General features: G+C 40.5%; 13 protein-coding genes. 3 read left to right on the top strand and 10 right to left on the bottom strand.

The features are described 5' to 3' along the window. Positions 1-14: 14 nt before the first annotated feature. Both ABJH98_RS03540 and ABJH98_RS03535 read right to left on the bottom strand, forming a co-directional pair. Entirely contained in the window at positions 15-3,065 is a 3,051-nt protein-coding gene (locus tag ABJH98_RS03540; protein ID WP_348306249.1) for a tail fiber domain-containing protein, read from the bottom strand. A gap of 159 nt (positions 3,066-3,224) precedes the next feature. Continuing rightward, entirely contained in the window at positions 3,225-3,824 is a 600-nt protein-coding gene (locus ABJH98_RS03535; RefSeq protein ID WP_348306248.1) for a ribonuclease HII, read from the bottom strand. 78 nt (positions 3,825-3,902) lie between these two features. Between ABJH98_RS03535 and ABJH98_RS03530 the strand changes: the two genes are divergently transcribed. After that, the gene (locus tag ABJH98_RS03530) at positions 3,903-4,523 is read left to right on the top strand and encodes an L-threonylcarbamoyladenylate synthase (protein WP_348306247.1); all 621 of its coding nucleotides are present in this window, start codon (positions 3,903-3,905) and stop codon (positions 4,521-4,523) included. Positions 4,524-4,771: 248 nt separating this feature from the next. Further along, positions 4,772-5,959 carry a phosphoglycerate kinase gene (locus ABJH98_RS03525; RefSeq protein WP_348306246.1) on the top strand — a complete coding sequence of 396 codons (1,188 nt, stop codon included), beginning with the start codon at positions 4,772-4,774 and terminating at the stop codon, positions 5,957-5,959. Positions 5,960-6,016: 57 nt separating this feature from the next. Here ABJH98_RS03525 and ABJH98_RS03520 read toward each other — a convergent pair whose 3' ends face one another. Together ABJH98_RS03520 and ABJH98_RS03515 are read right to left on the bottom strand one after the other, a co-directional pair. Continuing rightward, the gene (locus tag ABJH98_RS03520) at positions 6,017-7,714 is read right to left on the bottom strand and encodes a pseudouridine synthase (RefSeq protein WP_348306245.1); all 1,698 of its coding nucleotides are present in this window, start codon (positions 7,712-7,714) and stop codon (positions 6,017-6,019) included. Positions 7,715-7,847: 133 nt separating this feature from the next. Further along, a complete protein-coding gene (locus tag ABJH98_RS03515; protein ID WP_348306244.1) occupies positions 7,848-8,798 on the bottom strand; it encodes an ROK family protein in 951 nt (316 codons plus the stop codon). Between the two features lie 172 nt (positions 8,799-8,970). Here ABJH98_RS03515 and ABJH98_RS03510 point away from each other — a divergent pair, with 172 nt between their 5' ends. Next, on the top strand, positions 8,971-9,945 hold the full coding sequence (locus tag ABJH98_RS03510; RefSeq protein ID WP_348306243.1) for an alpha/beta fold hydrolase: 975 nt from the start codon (positions 8,971-8,973) through the stop codon (positions 9,943-9,945). A gap of 4 nt (positions 9,946-9,949) precedes the next feature. Here the strand turns inward: ABJH98_RS03510 and ABJH98_RS03505 are convergent, their stop codons facing one another. The 6 genes from ABJH98_RS03505 to ABJH98_RS03480 form a co-directional block, all read right to left on the bottom strand. Further along, entirely contained in the window at positions 9,950-11,002 is a 1,053-nt protein-coding gene (locus ABJH98_RS03505; RefSeq protein ID WP_348306242.1) for an alkane 1-monooxygenase, read from the bottom strand. A 54-nt stretch (positions 11,003-11,056) separates the two neighbouring features. Continuing rightward, positions 11,057-11,728: a porin family protein gene (locus tag ABJH98_RS03500; RefSeq protein WP_348306241.1), complete on the bottom strand. Its 672-nt coding sequence runs from the start codon at positions 11,726-11,728 to the stop codon at positions 11,057-11,059. An 80-nt stretch (positions 11,729-11,808) separates the two neighbouring features. Further along, complete coding sequence (locus ABJH98_RS03495) at positions 11,809-11,943, bottom strand: 30S ribosomal protein THX (protein WP_348306240.1); 135 nt, start codon at positions 11,941-11,943, stop codon at positions 11,809-11,811. Between the two features lie 48 nt (positions 11,944-11,991). Next, positions 11,992-14,052: a M13 family metallopeptidase gene (locus ABJH98_RS03490; RefSeq protein WP_348306239.1), complete on the bottom strand. Its 2,061-nt coding sequence runs from the start codon at positions 14,050-14,052 to the stop codon at positions 11,992-11,994. Between the two features lie 146 nt (positions 14,053-14,198). Further along, complete coding sequence (locus tag ABJH98_RS03485; protein ID WP_348306238.1) at positions 14,199-16,262, bottom strand: M13-type metalloendopeptidase; 2,064 nt, start codon at positions 16,260-16,262, stop codon at positions 14,199-14,201. Positions 16,263-16,419: 157 nt separating this feature from the next. Next, complete coding sequence (locus tag ABJH98_RS03480; protein ID WP_348306237.1) at positions 16,420-17,718, bottom strand: sugar MFS transporter; 1,299 nt, start codon at positions 17,716-17,718, stop codon at positions 16,420-16,422. Positions 17,719-17,894: the final 176 nt, after the last annotated feature.

Here is a 17,894-nt window from a genome sequence, read left to right as displayed (position 1 = left end):
AATCAAACAATCAATTATCGAGAGACAGTGGCTTTGCTAGCCTCCATGGTTTGCTTCGCTAATAGTTTTTGTATTAAGTCAATTTTGATTTCAAGCTCGTCTACTTTGGTCAGTTCTGCTTTCAATTCAGCATTCTCTCCTTGCAGTGTTCCTACTTGCTCCGACAGTTCTTTTACGGCCTCTATTAGCACAGCGGTCAACGCGGCATAGTTTACCGATTTGTATCCTTCGTCATCCGTTTTCACTAATTGTGGAAATACGGCTTCCAGCTCTTGTGCCAAGACACCGACTTGTTCTTCTTTGTTATCAATGCCTTTTTGCTTTTTAGCCAACTTGTTCCAGTTATAGGTATAACCGTTCAACTGCTGAGTCTTAGCCAAAGCGCCATCGATGGATTTGACGTTTTTCTTGAAACGAGCATCCGAGGTGTGAGTAACGGCTCCAGTAAAATCTCCTGTTCCATTAGTACCATTAAGGACTACTTGTGCCGCACTTCCTGAGTACATTTCCAGTATACCTCCACCAGAATTATCATAATTCATAACAATACCATCAGTATAAGCATTTTGACCCATGTTAATTCCACCAGAAGTGATACTCATTTTAGAATCATTACTTTGGTTGGTGCTCAATTCAAGACTTCCTGAATAGTTTCCACCACCTAGATCTACATTACTTGCTACTACGCTAGACCCGCTGTTACTTGTATTCAATTCCAATCGACCGGCTTCTTCTGTGCCTACTTGTTCTACTCTCAGTCTAGACAAACCAAAAAATGCTTGTTTGGACCCTTCCAGATAAAACTCTGGATTACTACCGTCGATAAAAGAACCAACAATTGCTGCACCAGTGTAATTCTCTGAATCATCAAAACTGAGTAATCGTGCATACCCATCATTTCCATTTCTTCCAAACCAACCTACATTGGCACCATTGTCGTTATTGGTTTTGTAGTCACCATTTGACTCAAAACTTCCCGCTACGACATTTCCATTAAATGAAGCATCTCCATTTTCACCATTCAATTCCACTGTATGCGTTGGACTTCCTCCTCCTGCATCAACATAATTTCTCAAAAGCAAGTATCCATAGCTTCCAGATCCATCATTATTTACTTCGAGAGAAGCTCTGCCTCTATCAATTATGCCGCTATCATCAGTACCATCTAAGAAAATGACACCTCTTTCAGATCCGCCGTTTCCTTCCCAAGATTTGGTTCCAAGGTTAACTCTGTTGTTGCCCATGCTGACTGAACCAGCAAAAGTTCCGTCTCCATTTTGACCATTGACATTGAAAGTTTCTGTATTGGTATTTCCTGCCAGATTTGATCTGGTAATAGACAAGCCACCCCAATCATCAGTTCCGTTTGATCCGATAGACATATTAATGTTTGAATGATACCAACCATCGCCCGAATCCGTTCTACCGTACATTTGAAAATTCGCCAAATCGTTGTTTTCCCAGGCCTGGCCACCCATTTGTATGTTTGGTGTATTCGTTCCTCTGAGAAACATTTCTGTTGAATAACCATCGGTATCATTTCCTCCGGCATCATTTATTACACCCACAGAGAATGCAGCTCCATTGTTACTGGTGTTAATTTCCAGTTTACCGGCTTCTTCTGCGCCAACTTGCTCCACTCTCATTCGAGCCAAACCTAAATATTCTTGCTTGACACCTTCTAAATAGAATTCAGGATTAGATCCATCTGCAAAAGCACCAATAAGTGCGGCACCTGTTACTTCTTCTGCATCATCATACGTGACGATTTGAGCGAAGCCATCATTATTATAGCCTCCAAACCATCCAACATTCTGATGGTTTTCATTATAGGTATATAAGTTACCTCTACCTTTGTTAGTCACTCTTAATTGAGCACCTAGATTTCTTAAAGAATCATATAACCAAAGTCCCCCTGCATAGCCACCACTTGATGTTCCCAGAATTACTTTTGTAGAATCATTAGTACCATAAAGCAATACCGAACCAGCATCGTTGGTATCAAAATAGCTTAACTCTGCTCTTACGTCACCGTCTGGATTTCTCACTTCGAACAGTGAGTCACTTGCCAGATTTATTGGTGAACCATTTACTAACAACTCACCATTGATGTTCACATCACCTTCGAAAAATCCAGCATAATTTTCCACACCATCGTTGGCTTGCCCATAGACACCATAGTTTACCCCAGGCCCATATGCTCTACCAGCAATCCCGTGATTTTCTACCGCATCACCAGTACCTGCATTTGATATACCGTGCACACCGAAGTTCCATACCCCAGCAGTTCCAGAATTAGAGCCTTCCACTCCCGTATTGTTCCAAGTATTTCCATTGGCATTTCCTTCAACACCAAAGTTGATAGATCCTTCTCCATAGTTTGTTCCTGTGTCACCGTTCCCGTTTCCAGTAGCGTATCCTTTGACTCCATGATTGTACTTACCAGCACCAGCTCCGTAACCCATCAAACCACGATGATTTCCTGTACCATCACCTGCTGACTGACCATAAACACCATATTGAAAATCTGTATTGCCTGCGCCCGAAACAGCAAAACCTTCTACCCCGGTATTTTGAGTGGTTGATTGAGCAACTCCTTCTAAAGCCGCTGTTTGAGCATCTCCTGAACCGTCCACTACCACAGTAAGCCCATTAAATTCTGGCCCATCTTCGTCAAATGTTTTATTGATTTGATCTGGAATATTTTCCCCCACTATTTCCTTACTAATAAAAGGAGCATATAGCGGAACATCTGCAACTTCCGTTCCTCCAATGCTAACCGTCATTTGTGGCGTTGCGCCATTTGTAAACATGTCTGTAGGAAAAGCAGTCGAAGCGCCTAACACTACGGCATAAACTCCTTGCGTCACATTCACATTTTCATGTGTCTCGGTCCATGCTGGATCATCGATGGTAAAAGTGATGTTCACAGTACCATTTACAGCTGTTCCACTTTGATACAAAGTTCCCTGAAAGGGAATCCTTTGATTTTGAGCAAATAGATTTGAGATGGATAGTATTGCTACACCAAGCAACGCTATGCAAGAGTTGTAATTAAGCTTCATAATTCTCGGTTTTCTTTTCAAGTCACCTGACAATTGTCAGACCATCAAATAAAAGAAGAATTACAAAGAAGTTAAATACTTATTTCTTAGTACTTTTTCAATACGATATTGAAATAATACAAGAATAAATCGATTCAGTTCAAGTAAGAGGACGTTTGGCTAAAATAATTCAAGTTGCTCCGGCAACAATCTGAAACTTTTTCTATGATGGGGAGTGATACCAAAATCGCGAATCGCCTGGCGATGTGCTTTGGTCGGATAGCCTGCATTCGATTGCCAACCATATTCAGGAAAGTCTTGATGCAAGTCAGTCATCAACTCATCCCGATAAGTTTTGGCGAGTACTGATGCTGCGGCGATTGAATAATATTTTCCATCCCCTTTGATGATGGTTTCGTGTGGAATGTCAGAATAGGTCTTGAATCTATTGCCATCAATCAGCAACAGCTCGGGTTTAGTTTTTAACTGATCCACTGCTCTATGCATAGCCAAAAAAGAAGCATTCAGGATATTGATTTCGTCAATTTCGGTATGTGAGACCACACCTACAGCCCAAGCAATAGCATCAGATTTGATTTCCTCTTTAATAGCATTTCGCTGTTTTAGGCTTAGTTTCTTGGAATCATTTAATACAGCATGGGAATAGTCGGAAGGGAGAATCACAGCAGCTGCTACCACAGGACCTGCCAGACAACCTCGCCCAGCTTCGTCGCATCCTGCTTCAATAATTCCTTCTTCAAAAAATGACAACAAAGACATCCGTCAAAAATAGGAATCTTGTAAAGAAAAACTCCTATTTTCATTGTATTCTGTACCTTCGCATTTCGTTTAATAGAAATGGCAAAAATAGGAACCGACATATTGCACGCTGCAGCCCTTCTCAAAGCCGGAAAATTGGTAGCCATCCCTACTGATACGGTTTATGGCTTAGCTGGTCACGCGCAAAAAACGGAGACTCTCCAGGAGATTTTCCTTGTCAAGAAGCGTCCACAAGACAAACCTCTCATAGCCCAGGTAAACCACCTAGAAAAGGCGACCGGCTTTGTAAAAAACATACCCAATCACGCTCGGACTTTGGCAGAAAAGTACTGGCCAGGTGCATTGACTTTGATTTTTGAAGCGACTCAAGAAGTTTCACCTGTCATGCTTTCGAATGGAAAAACCATGGGACTTCGCGTGCCCGATCACGATATGACCTTGGAGCTTCTCAAGCAGCTCGATTTTCCATTGGCTGTAACCAGTGCCAACTTGAGTGGGCACCCCAGCCCCACTACGGCAGAAGAAGTAAATGAGCAAATTGGGGACAGAATTGCCTATATATTGGATGGTGGGCCAAGTGTACACGGACAAGAGTCGACCATCGTAGGATTTGAAAATAAAATGCCCGTCATTCTCAGAAAAGGAGCGATTTCGGAAGAAGATATTTTGGCAACACTCAATTTGAAGTTGAGCCATTAGAGAATTTAAATGAACATGGTTAATAAATAAGCGCATGACCCAAAAGGCACGTTGATGTAATAGTGAAGGCTAATTAAGCAAAAGCTTCTTTGTCATTTCGAACAATAGTGAGAAATCTCATCGAAATCAAGAAAAATGACGCTAAGATTTCTCCGTTCCGTCGAAATGACTAAAGAGAATTAACCTTCACTCTCCTTACCAATGGCCATGATTGCTAAAAATTTATTAGATAATAAACACGAATTACAATGAACACACTTGATCAATTCAATTTTGAAGGCAAAAAAGCTTTAGTACGGGTAGATTTTAACGTGCCTTTGAATGCAGAATTTAAAATTACGGACGACACCAGAATCAAAGCGGCAACGCCAACCATTAAGAAGATTCTTTCTGATGGAGGATCTGCTATTTTAATGAGTCACTTGGGCCGACCAAAAGTTGGTCCTGAAGAAAAATTCTCTTTAAAACACTTGGTTGATACATTATCCGAAAGGTTTGGTACAAAAGTGAAATTCGCAGAAGATTGTATTGGACAAGATGCGACTGATTTAGCAGCTGGCTTACAAGCAGGCGAAGTTTTACTACTCAACAACTTAAGGTTTTATAAAGAAGAAACTAAAGGTGATGATGTTTTTGCTGAAAAGCTTTCTAAGCTTGGTGATGTATATGTAAATGACGCATTTGGTACGGCTCACCGTGCGCATGCCTCAACTACAATAGTGGCCAAGTATTTTTCTGACAAAGTGTGTGGCTATGTAATGCAAGCAGAATTGGACAATGCTGAAAAAGTATTGAACAACCCAAACAGACCATTCACCGCGATTATGGGAGGAGCTAAAGTTTCTGATAAGATCATGATCATTGAAAAACTACTTGATAAAGTAGACAACTTGATCATCGGTGGAGGTATGTCTTACACATTTACTAAAGCCAAAGGTGGGCAGATTGGAAATTCACTTTGTGAGGATGACAAACTAGAACTGACTAAGGAGCTTGAAGCCAAAGCCAAAGAAAAAGGGGTGAATTTGTATTTACCTATTGACAACAAAATTGCTGATGACTTCAATAATGATGCAAATTCAGATTTTGTAGATGGAGATAAAATTCCTGACGGCTGGATGGGATTGGATATCGGACCAGAAACTATCAAAATGTTTAGTGAAGTAGTTGCCAATTCTAAAACTGTACTTTGGAACGGACCAATGGGTGTATTTGAGTTCCCAAATTTTGCAACGGGAACAGAATCTATTGCCAAATCAGTAGTCGCTGCGACTGAGAACAATGGATTCTCCCTAATCGGAGGTGGAGATTCTGCTTCTGCGATTAACAATTTGGGCTACGGTGACAAAGTTTCTTATGTATCTACAGGCGGTGGTGCATTGCTAGAATACATGGAAGGCAAAGTATTGCCGGGAGTAGCTGCTTTGGAAGATTAATTGATTCAAAAAATTATAGGTAAGCCTTTCTGATTCGTCAGAAAGGCTTTTTTTATTCTAAAATTCTGAATCCAGCACGAAATTCAATTCCTCATGTGTGACAGGATGAATAAAAGACAGCTCTGCCGCTTGCAAATGTAATCTGGCATCAGACTTACCATACAAGTCGTCCCCCACCATGGGCGTATTCAGTCCGTCCTGATGAGCGGCATGCACTCGCAACTGATGTGTTCTGCCAGTTAAAGGCCAGAGATGAACCAGAGTTTGATTGGCAGTTCTTTTAACAACTTTCCATTTTGTGGCGGCAGGCTTGCCATGCTCAAAACACACCAACTGTCTCGGACGGTCTTCGATATCTGGTCGAAGCGGCAAGTCAATTGTACCCGAATCTTCTTTGAGAATACCTTCCAAAAGTGCCACATATCTCTTTTTTATCATTCTTTTCAAAAATTGATCCTGCAAGTCTTTGTGAACTTCTTTAGTCTTCGCCACCAACAGCAATCCTGAAGTGGCGCGATCCAAACGATGCACTAAAAGAGGCCCAGTAGCTTCTGGGTATTTCTTAGCCATTCTGGCCAATACCGAATCTGCATTTGACTTTCCCGGAACCGACAAAAACTCATGAGGTTTGTTAACAACCAATAAATGTTCGTCTTCATACACGACATTTAGTACTTTTTCCTCTGTAGAAACGCGCATCATTGGACTCTCTTCTACTTCCATTCCTTCTAACATATGGGACAGAATAGGCTCGCATTTTCCCTTGCAGGAAGGATAGAAAAAGCTGTGTTTCCTTACTTCGGACTTAGGCGACTGACCCCACCAGAATTCAGCCATTGCCAATGGTTTCAATTGATGTTGAAAAGCATATTGCAACAACTTAGGCAAAGCGCAATCTCCAGCCCCAGACGGAGGCACTTTAAAAGTTGTTTCAGAGAAGATATCACAAACCCCGCGGGTCTTCATTTCAATATTCAAAAATTGATACTGATCGAAAATTTTCTGCTGGAGTTCATTTGACAAGTTTCGTCGTTTCTTCTTCAGCGCTTGAACTTTTTCCTCCCAAATTTTGAATTCCGCTTCTTGCTGAATCAACTCTTTTTTCCACTTTCTCGCTAGATCCTTACTTTGATAATGCAGCTGCATACTCTCCTCTTTGAGTTTAGCCTCCAACTGTTCAAAGGCATCAGCAGACATTGAGGCTTTCTCTTTTTCTCGCCTTAATTTTCTTTTCTGTTTGGCTTCCTTCTGATTTTTTTTTGATGAAGATATCTCTTCCTGAGCTTTTTTTTGAATTTTGTTCCATTCTGAAACAGCTTCAAGATACTCTTCGGAATTCAACAATTCCCTCAGTTCTTCACTGACTTGTTCAATCTCTTTTTCTCCTTTTCTAAAAAAGCTATCAACAGTCAGATAGTCCACTACAGGAGGGACAAATCCAGGCCAGTGATGCTCTTCCGCTAATTTTCCAGAAAAAGCAGACAAAAAACCAATTGCTCCTTCTTGATTTTGAACCAACAGCACGCCAAACATTTTCCCAATGTTGACACCATCCACCCAGCGGTCAATCCCAAAATCATGCTGCCAATCTTTTTGCTCCAGCAAATGCTTTTGAAGTTGCTTTGCAGCCATCAGACACAAGGGATGTGGCTCATAGAAGAAAGGATAGGTAAACTGCTTGGGCAGTTCTATTCCATCGATATTTTCATGGAAACGGGTGAATAGTTTATCCTCGACTAAGGGTGCCTGACTCATAAGTGGCAAAGGTAGATGGAATGATTCAGACTACCGAAACCTGATACCAGGTTCATCATAACTTGTATGCAACAGCATTCGATAGCCCATTACAGAAAGTCTTTTTAGAAAAATCCAGAAGGTTTGTTACTTACTACTTCTTTTTAAACTCCTTCCAACCCAAAGCAGCGGCGCCTAAAACGGCTGCATTGCGGTCCATCAAGGAAGAAGGGAGAAGTTTTACTGTATTTTTGAAAGGTTTGAACATGAATTTTTCCATGTAGTACGTGGCTGGATCGAGCAAATAATCACCGGCATTCACTAATCCTCCAAAAAGGAAGATCGCTTCTGGGCTAGTATGCACAACAGTATCTGCCAACTTTTGTCCGAAAATTTGCCCCGTATATTCGAAGGCTTTGATTGCTATATAATCATGATCTTTTGCGGCATTGGTGATCATTTCAGCCGTCATGTCATTATAACTCACATCACGCAATACACTAGGCCGTGTATAGTCAGCCATCATTTTGAATACGGTTTTTTTAATACCTGTAGCGGATACATAAGTCTCCAAACAGCCCCTTCGACCACAACCACAGTATCTTCCATCAGGGTTAACACCTACATGTCCAATCTCTCCTGCAATCCCACTATGGCCATATACAATCTCGCCATTGACTACAATACCGCTACCCAGACCCGTACCTAATGTAAATACCACAAAGTCTTTCATGCCTTGCGCACCACCAAAGTTCATTTCACCTAGCGCGGCGGCACTTGCATCATTGGTTAAAACCGTTGGCAAATCGAAAACTTGACTAATCAATTTCTGAAGCGGAACATTATCTCCCCATGTAATGTTGGCAGCTTGCTTGATCGTACCATCAAAATAATTAGCATTAGGAGCACCTACGCCTACACCAACGACAGATTTACCCTCTAGGGATGGAAGAATATTTTTTTTTAGCTCAACTAAGAATGAATCCACATTTTCATGCGCACGAGTGGCAAAAGTACCCTCAGCAATCATATTGCCTTTCTTATCTACAAGGCCATATTTAGTATTGGTGCCACCGATATCAATTCCTAGTATATAATCTGCCATATTTTTCCTTTTAACCTCTCAAAAATAGAATAAGCCGAGATGATTAGGTGTAATAAAATATACTTTTTTTGCTGATTTCTGTACTTCTACGTATCACAATTAAACAAAACCGTTAATACCATAAAAATTTATATGATATCCTTAAACAAGTTTATAAATTGTATGGAGAAATATGTCCATATACGGTTACTCCTCATACGACTCCCCTAGAGACTTCCTTAAGAATGGTTATTTACAAACCATTGTTCCTAGCTTATTCAGGAAAGTTAAAGGCGTTAAATATGAGCGCGAACGAATTTCAACTCCCGACGAGGACTTTTTGGATCTGGATTGGATAAAATCTGGGCATGAACGTTTAGTTATAATTTCTCATGGTTTGGAAGGCAACTCAGATCGTCATTATGTGAAAAGTTGTGCCCGGCATTTTAATAATCATGAATTTGATGTATTAGCATGGAATTACCGGTCATGCAGTGGAGAGATCAATAAAAAGCTAAGGCTGTATCACCATGGAGATACGGAAGATTTAGAGCAAGTCATTACGCATGCGATAGATACGAGACGTTATAAAAAAATTGTTTTAGTAGGGTTCTCGATGGGAGGAAGTACTACGCTCAAATACCTCGGAGAATATGGGCCTGGTGTTCCGAAACATATCGTAGCTGCGGCTACTTTTTCTGTCCCCTGCAATCTTTGGGATAGTGCGCATCAGCTGACTTTTAGAGAAAACTGGTTTTTCAAACAGCGGTTTCTTAAAAAAATGATCAAAAAGGTCAAACAAAAACACGATCAATTCCCTAGTGAAGTAAATATTGATGGTATTGATCAGATTATTTCTTTTGGCCAATTTGACGAAAGGTATACTGCTCCCTTACACGGCTTTAAAAACAGCAGACACTTTTACCGTACCGCTACTTCCGATCTTCACTATGCAGGTATCAGATTGCCATCTTTAATTGTGAATGCAAAAAACGATCCGCTCCTTGGAGAAAAATGCTACCCTTATAAAGCCTGTAAATATCATGAATACTTACATCTGGAAACACCTAGAAAAGGCGGTCATGTTGGTTTCTTTAAACTGGGATCTAAAACTTCTTGGATGGACGAAAGAGCGCTTGAGTTTGTAAAGGATTACGCCAGACTCTAATCAACTAAGCCTTTTCCTTATTTATCCGCTCGATGTGATTATGCATTACTACAAACCACAAAGGCGGAACCATAGATAGTAACATCATACCGGGATATCCAGTTGGCATTTGAGGACTCGCTTCATGATGACTAAGAATTTGGTATTTCCTACTGGCCAGAAAGTGGTGATCTGAATGCCTAGAGAGTTCGAAAAGAAATAGCCTACCAAGCGTATGATTAGAATTCCAGGAGTGCCATGGCTGCACGCGCTCATATTGTCCAGTTTCTTTTTGTGTACGACTCAATCCATAATGCTCAATATAATTGACAGTTTCTAACTGTATGATTCCTATCAGAGCCGCTACAAGAAAATAGATCATTGGCATGTAGCCAAAACCCCAATAAATCAAGACTAAAAAAGCCAATTGTATCAGTTGGAATCTTAGCATTTCATTATGAATAGAGATAGAGCTGTAGCCCTTCTTTTTCATTTGTGCTGTCTCTATTTTCCATGCCGAAATATATCCCATGATCATGGAGCGAAACCAAAAGAAAAACACCCATTCTCCCCTTCGTGCAGATGAAGGATCTTCATGAGTTGAAACATTTTTATGATGACCTCTATTGTGCTCGATGTAGAAGTGCATATAAAGAGAACTAAGCAGTAACGACTTCGCCAAAAACCTTTCAAATTTATTTTTGCGATGACCCAGCTCATGTGCCACATTGATACCTAATGCACCACAAGTAATGCCCATAGAAAGTATGCGCCCTGTTAACTCTAACGGTGTGCTTTCTATAACGCCAATAACAGACACAAAATAAAAAAGTAAGGCAAACTGAACAGGTACTACCAAATACAGCAAATAATCATAAATGCGGTCTTTGGCTAACAGTTCTTCTTGCGCCTGATCTAAGTTTTTTTGATCGGCACGAAAGAATAACTCTAAGAAAGGGAGTAAAGCATATACCAAAATAGCGGTGCTGAAAGTCCACCAACCAGACGTATTGATAGAGAAATAGGCAACAAATGGAATAATAAATACTATGGAATATTTAAGAAATCGAATATTCATGGGTAATCCGTTGTTTGTATCACCTATAAATATAATGTGGTAAAAGTACTATTCCTATAATTCCCCAAAGGAGAACATATAAGCTATTGATACGCCAAATACCAGATTGTTGGATGTATTAGGAATGCCCGATGACAAAGAGCCAGGTTCGAGCATATTGCTCAAGCTAAACGAAAAACTACTTTCCAGCATCAATGTTCCAAAGTCAAAATCATAAAATGCACCAGCACCGCCTCTAAAGCCATACCCAAACTTATGATCTCTGGATTCATCGAAGGGATAAAATTGTTGATCTCCTGTATCGGATGGTAATGTACTTTGGGTTACATTCACTAAGAACTCTGCAAAACATCCTGCATTCGCATAAATATGAAGCTGCTTTTTACCGGTGTGTAGGTTGACCAAAAGTGGTATTTCAATGTAGTCTAGCTCAGTGATGAAATCCGGCTCTCCATTGTCAAACTTTTGTTTCCAGCCTTTTTGGGTGTAAAGCAATTCGGCTTGTAAGCCTATATGGTGACGGATATAGTTCATCGCAATGATACCTCCCTGGTATCCACCTTCCAATCCTGTTACTATATTAGACCCGTTAAATGAATGGAAAAAATAAGCTGAAGATAGATTATATCCACTTTTCAAACCCACATAGGTTTTTCTTTGAGCATGCGTCTCATTTGAGATGAAAATGCCTAAAATCAAGAGCAGGTATACGGATACTTTTTTCATTTGAAATCTATCGAACCGCTAAATTATCAAATTGCTTGGGAATAGAAGTGAGGACAAAAAAAATAGTCCTGAAATCAGGACTATTTTTTCTTTTTGGCTTTGGCCTTAGCTTTTGGCTTTTCAGATGTGGTTGCTTTCTTTTTATGTGGGCGACTCACGCCGAAAGACCCTTTGCTAATTTTACCTTTTTTTGTTTTTATGTCTCCTCTACCCATGAAATGTTGTTTTAGTTGTAGAAGATAATCTAAAAGGAAATCAGCGAATTACCAAATATCAACTCTTTCTTCTGGTGATCTCCACAATTCATCTCCTTCTTCGATTCCAAACGCTTCATAGAAAGCTGTCATGCTAGACACTGGACCGTTTACTCTAAATTTACCTGGTGAGTGCGTATCTCCAATCAGCAACCGCTGCTCGAGCTGTGGTCTGTATTTGCCTCTCCAAAGCGTCGCTTGAGACATGAAAAATCTTTGCTCTGGCGTCATTCCATCAATATTTTCAGGCCTACCGTTCTTTTCATAAAACATCTGCAAAGCATCATAGGCAATCAGCATTCCACCAAGGTCAGCTATGTTCTCGCCTAAAGTTAGTTTACCATTCACATTGAGTGTATCCTGAACGGTAAAGGCATCATATTGCCCCACCATGATTTGAGCTCTTCGATCAAACTCCTCTGCATCCGCTTCTGTCCACCAATCTTTCAATTCGCCTTCATGGTTGTACTTACGGCCGCTGTCATCAAATCCATGTGTAATTTCATGCCCGATCACAGCACCTATCCCACCATAATTCACCGCTTCATCAGCTTTGTAATTATAGAAAGGAGGCTGTAAAATCCCTGCTGGGAATACAATTTCATTAGCAGGAGGATTGTAATATGCATTTACTGCAGAAGCAGCCATATGCCATTCATCTGGATCTATGGACTTCCCAAGTTTGCCAAAGTTTTCTTCATTAGAGAATGTATTGGCATTCCATCTATTCTGCACATAGTTGTCCTTTGTAATCTCAATGCTGCTATAGTCTTCCCACTTGTCAGGATATCCAATTTTCACTTTGAGCTTAGTCAATTTCATGTGAGCTTCCTTCTTAGTCTCTTCGCTCATCCATGTCAACTGATCAATTCGGTTGTGCATGGCTGCTTTGATATTATTGACCATCTCCAAGCATTTTTCTTTCGCTTCTGGAGGGAATACTTCGTTCACATATAGCTTACTTAATGCATCGCCCAAATTACCATTTGTGGAATTAACCATTCTTTTGGCTCTTGGTCTCATCTCTTCTTGACCAGACAATTGTTTACTATAAAAGTCAAAACCAGCCATTACAAAATCATTAGACAAGTAACCTGAGCTTGAGCTAATAAATCTTAATTTGAGATAGTCCTTTAGATCTGAAAGTTCGGTACTTTCAATTACTGCAGGCATTTTAGCTATATATTCGATTTGGTTTACGTTCACCTCACTAATGTCATTTACGCCAATTCCACTGAAAAACTTTTTCCAGTCAATAAAGTCGCTCTTAGCCTGCAAATCTTCTAGGGTCAACTTATTGTAAGTAGTTTCTGGGTTTCTACGCTCCAACCTTGTCATTGAATTTTCGGCCAACTTAGATTCCAAAGCAAAAATATTTTCAGCTTTGGCAGCGGCTGTAGTAGAATCCCCTCCTACTAACACAAAAAGTTTAGTCATGTACGCCTTGTACCCAGCGATAATATCTTTTCCAGTGTTGTCCTCTCGGAAATAATAGTCTCTATCAGGTAGACCTAGTCCAGACTGAGTCAAATTCATGATATACTGATCTGTTTGCTTGTCATCAATACCCACATAGATATTGTATAACGGTGTAATACCGATCATTTGCAATGCTGACAAGGTACTTTCTAAATCATCTTTACTGCCTACTCTATCGATTTGAGCCAACATCGGCATCAATGGTTTTGCTCCTTGCGCTTCAATGCCCAATGAATCCATTCCAGAAGCATAGAAATTAGCCGCTTTTATTTCGTTTGAATTCTCATCGTACAATTCACCCTTAGTGGCTTCTTCGAGTACAAAGCTCAATACCTTTTCGTTGTATTCGAATAGCTCATGGAAACTACCCCATGCCGAACGATCAGCAGGAATTTCTGTTTTGTCTAACCAGCCACCATTGGCATAGCGGTAAAAGTTTTGACTTGGAAGTGCAGTGGTATCTCTTAATGAAAGGTCAAGGCTGACCATCTCAATTTCTTCTTCACTAGATTCTTTTGCTGTCTCACAGCTAAAGAGAAAAGTTGCGCATAACAACGCTACACCACTCACAGTGGATTTTAATTTCATCATCGTTAAAGGTAATTAGTTCAAAAAGGTGCAAGGTAGAACAATTAGACAGATATTAAACAAATGAATGCTAAAGATTGACAAACAAAAAAGCTACCCAACTGACGTTGAATAGCTTTTTTAAAGGTTTTTGCTTCAAAAATCAGGTATCACCAAATCAAGACTCTGTCTTCTTCTGGTCTCCACATGGCGTCTCCTTCTTTTACATCAAATGCTTCATAAAACTCTGGCATATTCGAAAGTGGCCCATTGGCTCTATACATACCAGGAGAATGTGGATCCGTGTTGATCAATGTTCTCAAATTATCATCCTTGTATTTGGCTCTCCAAATGGTGCCCCAGCTAATAAAAAAACGTTGCTCAGGAGTGAAGCCATCTATTAGACCTGGATCGCCATTTTGCTCTAAATGTTTCTGCAACCCATAATAGCAAGCATAAATTCCTCCTAGGTCTCCAATATTCTCACCCAGTGTGAATTTGCCATTGACAAAAACACTATCCAACGGTTCGTAGGCATCAAATTGTGCAACCAACTTGGTTGTTCTTTCCTGAAAATTTTCCAAATCAGCATCAGTCCACCAATTGTTCAAATTGCCATCCGCGTCGAATCGGCTACCGCTATCATCAAAACAGTGAGAAATCTCATGCCCGATGGCTGCTCCTATTCCACCATAGTTGACTGCCTCATCAGCTTTATAATTATAAAATGGAGGCTGCAAAATAGCGGCAGGGAAAGTAATTGAGTTGTACAGCGGGTGATAGCCTGCATTAACGGTTTGAGGAGTCATGCCCCATTCCGAATTATCCACTGGCTTGCCCATTTTATTTAGCTCATATTGGAAATCAAATTTTTGTGCTGCGATGATATTGTCATAATAAGAAGATTTCTCAGGGTCGGTATTGACCACCATGCTTGAGTAATCAATCCACTTGTCTGGATATCCGATCTTCACTGACATTTTATCCAGCTTTTCCAATGCTCTGATTTTAGTAGAATCTGTCATCCAATCCAACGCCTTTATTCTCTCAGCATAGACTTGCATGATATTGTCCACCATGGCGGTCGCTTTTTGTTTGGCCTCTGGTGGAAATACTTCCTCTACATAGAGTTTGCCGATTGCTTCACCTAAAACACCACTGGTCGTGCCAATGACTCTTTTCCATCGAGGTCTCATTTCTTCAACACCTCTCAATTCCTTGCTGTAAAAATCAAAATTAGCTTTCACAATGTCATAGTTCAGGAAGTTAGCCGCATTATTCAAACAATCCCATCTTAAGTATTCTTTGATCTCATCAATAGGTACTTCAGTGGTAATTGCTTCATACTCATCCATGAATAAGGGTTGCATCACGATCAAAGTGTCGATATTTTCCACACCCATATCTGCTAAATAAGTAGCCCAATCAACAGCAGACACACGTTCACTCAATTCATCCAATGACATAGGATTATAAAGGGCTGGTGTGTTTCTTCTCTCTACATTAGTCATGGAAGCCTCTGCCATTCTGGTTTCGATGGCCATGATTCTTTCAGCCTGAGCCGAAGCATTATCTTCGGTGTCACCTAAAAACTGAAGCATCTTTGTGATATGCGTCAAGTATTTAGCTCTGATGTCTTTTGACTTCTCATCGGTCTTGGTGTAATAATCGCGATCAGGTAATCCCAAACCTCCTTGACTGAGATAGGCTGCCATTTCCTTACTGTTCTTTAAATCTGGACTGACAAAAAAATTGAAGAATGCACCTCCACCATAGGTTTCTTGAGCTGCCAAGTATTTTTGGAGATCTTCCGTGTCTTCAATAGCTGCAATTTCTTCTAGCTGAGACTGAATTGGTCGAATGCTCACTTGTTCTGCCAAGAGAGAATCCATTCCAACACTATAAAAATCAGCTGCTTTCATCTGGTCGCTGCCTGCAACATACTTACCGCTTTTCGCGGCTTTTTCCAATACATCTAATACGGTTTGACTATTAACATCGCGAACTTCATCGAAACTATTCCAACGACCTCTATCACTTGGGATTTGGGCATTTTTCAGCCAATTGCCATTCACGTATTTGAAAAAATCATCTGCAGGGCTCACCGTAGTGTCCATCATCGCAAGGTTGATTCCTGGGACTGCTGTAGTTTGATCTGTTGTCGATTCACACGACGCCATAAGCGCTAATAGGACTGCACTACTGAAGTATTTTAGTACTTTGAGTTTTTTCATGAGTAATTGTTGATTTGTTAATCCAACCAATATAGATCAAAACAAAACACTTAGGAATGCAAAGTATATGATCGGTCAAAATTGGTTATGAACCAAAAAAGCCGCCCCAATCTTCCATCAGGACGGCCATCTAACCCAAATTCTTAACTATTTTCTTTTAACCTTTCTTCAGGCCTATCTTATGCCCAGAAAAAGCATAGAATAAGATCACAGCATAGCACGGTAATAAAATCCAATAACTACCAGTAGCTGCTGTTGCTGCAGCATCTGCAGCTCCTTCTGCCGTTAAGGCTGCCTTTTTTGCATCTTCTAGGGCACCATACAAAGGTGGAATGATAGCACCTCCAGAAATCCCCATCACTAAAAGCGCAGAGGCCGTTTTTGTAAATTTCCCTAACCCGTTAAGTGCAAGTGGCCAAACAGCCGGCCAAACCAATGCATTCGCTATTCCTAATGAGGCTACAAACAATACAGAGGTAAAACCTGAGGTAAATAAGATGCAAAGTGAAAATACTATGCCCAGCCCTGCACTGATTTTCAATGCAGTTTCCTGACTGATGTATTTTGGGATTAATGCTACTCCTAACAAGTAAGTCAAAATCATCGCTCCTAAAGTAAAAGAGGTGAAAAATTCAGCATTATCAAGTCCTAAGGTAATCCCATATTTAATGATAGAATCACCTGCAATCACCTCAGCACCTACATAAGTAAATAAGGTCAACACGCCCAACCACAAATGAGGAAACTGAAATATACTAGTCTTCGCTTCACCCGAGTCAGAAGTTTCTTCAGACTCCGGTGCCTCAATATCTGGTAGCGGCGCCAAATTGATCAATACAGCCAGCAATCCCAGTACACAAGCAATCACAATATATGGAGTAACTACTCCACTGGCCATGGTATTGAGTAGCGTTTCTTTCTCGGCCTCCCCAACCGAAGCCAGCAACTCGTTCTTTTCATTAATTCCTGAAAGCAAAAGCGTACCGAGGATAATGGAACCCAAAGCACCGGCTGCTTTATTGCAAATGCCCATAATGGAAATACGCTTCGCGGCACTTTCCATCGGACCCAAGATGGTAATGTATGGATTCACCGCTGTCTGAAGCAGCGTCATACCGGCTCCTTGAATGAAGATACCAGTTAGGAATACAAAGTAAGTTCTCGAAGAAGCCGCTGGGATAAATACTAAAGCTCCTGCTGCCATCAGTAGTAGCCCCAAAGACATGCCTTTCTTATATCCGGTTTTTTGAAGAATGAAAGACGCCGGAAGCGCCATGACACAAAATGAAATATATGAAGCTGAAGCTACCAAGAACGACTCCGCATCAGTCAACTCACAAATTGACTTCATGAAAGGTATCAAAGCACCATTCACCCACGTGACAAACCCTAATGTGGCAAATAATCCAGCTACTATTGCGATTGGCACGATCATACTCCCTTTTTGCTTTGACATATCCGTTATTTAAAATTTCTTAACAATTCAGCCTATTCTTTACCATTTTAAGCCGTCCACTCTTTTGAGTTTGCCAATATAGCAATAAATCCAAATTGCAAAACTTTTATAATGCCTCCCAATTTGTTTTTTCGCTGAAGCGCAAGGGTTAGTCTCTGAAAAGCATTCTAAAAAAA

Source organism: Reichenbachiella sp. (assembly GCF_039969095.1).
In the GTDB taxonomy this organism is placed as follows: Bacteria; Bacteroidota; Bacteroidia; order Cytophagales; family Cyclobacteriaceae; genus Reichenbachiella.
Note: the sequence above shows the minus strand (reverse complement) of the source record. Positions and strands in the feature narration are given on the sequence as shown.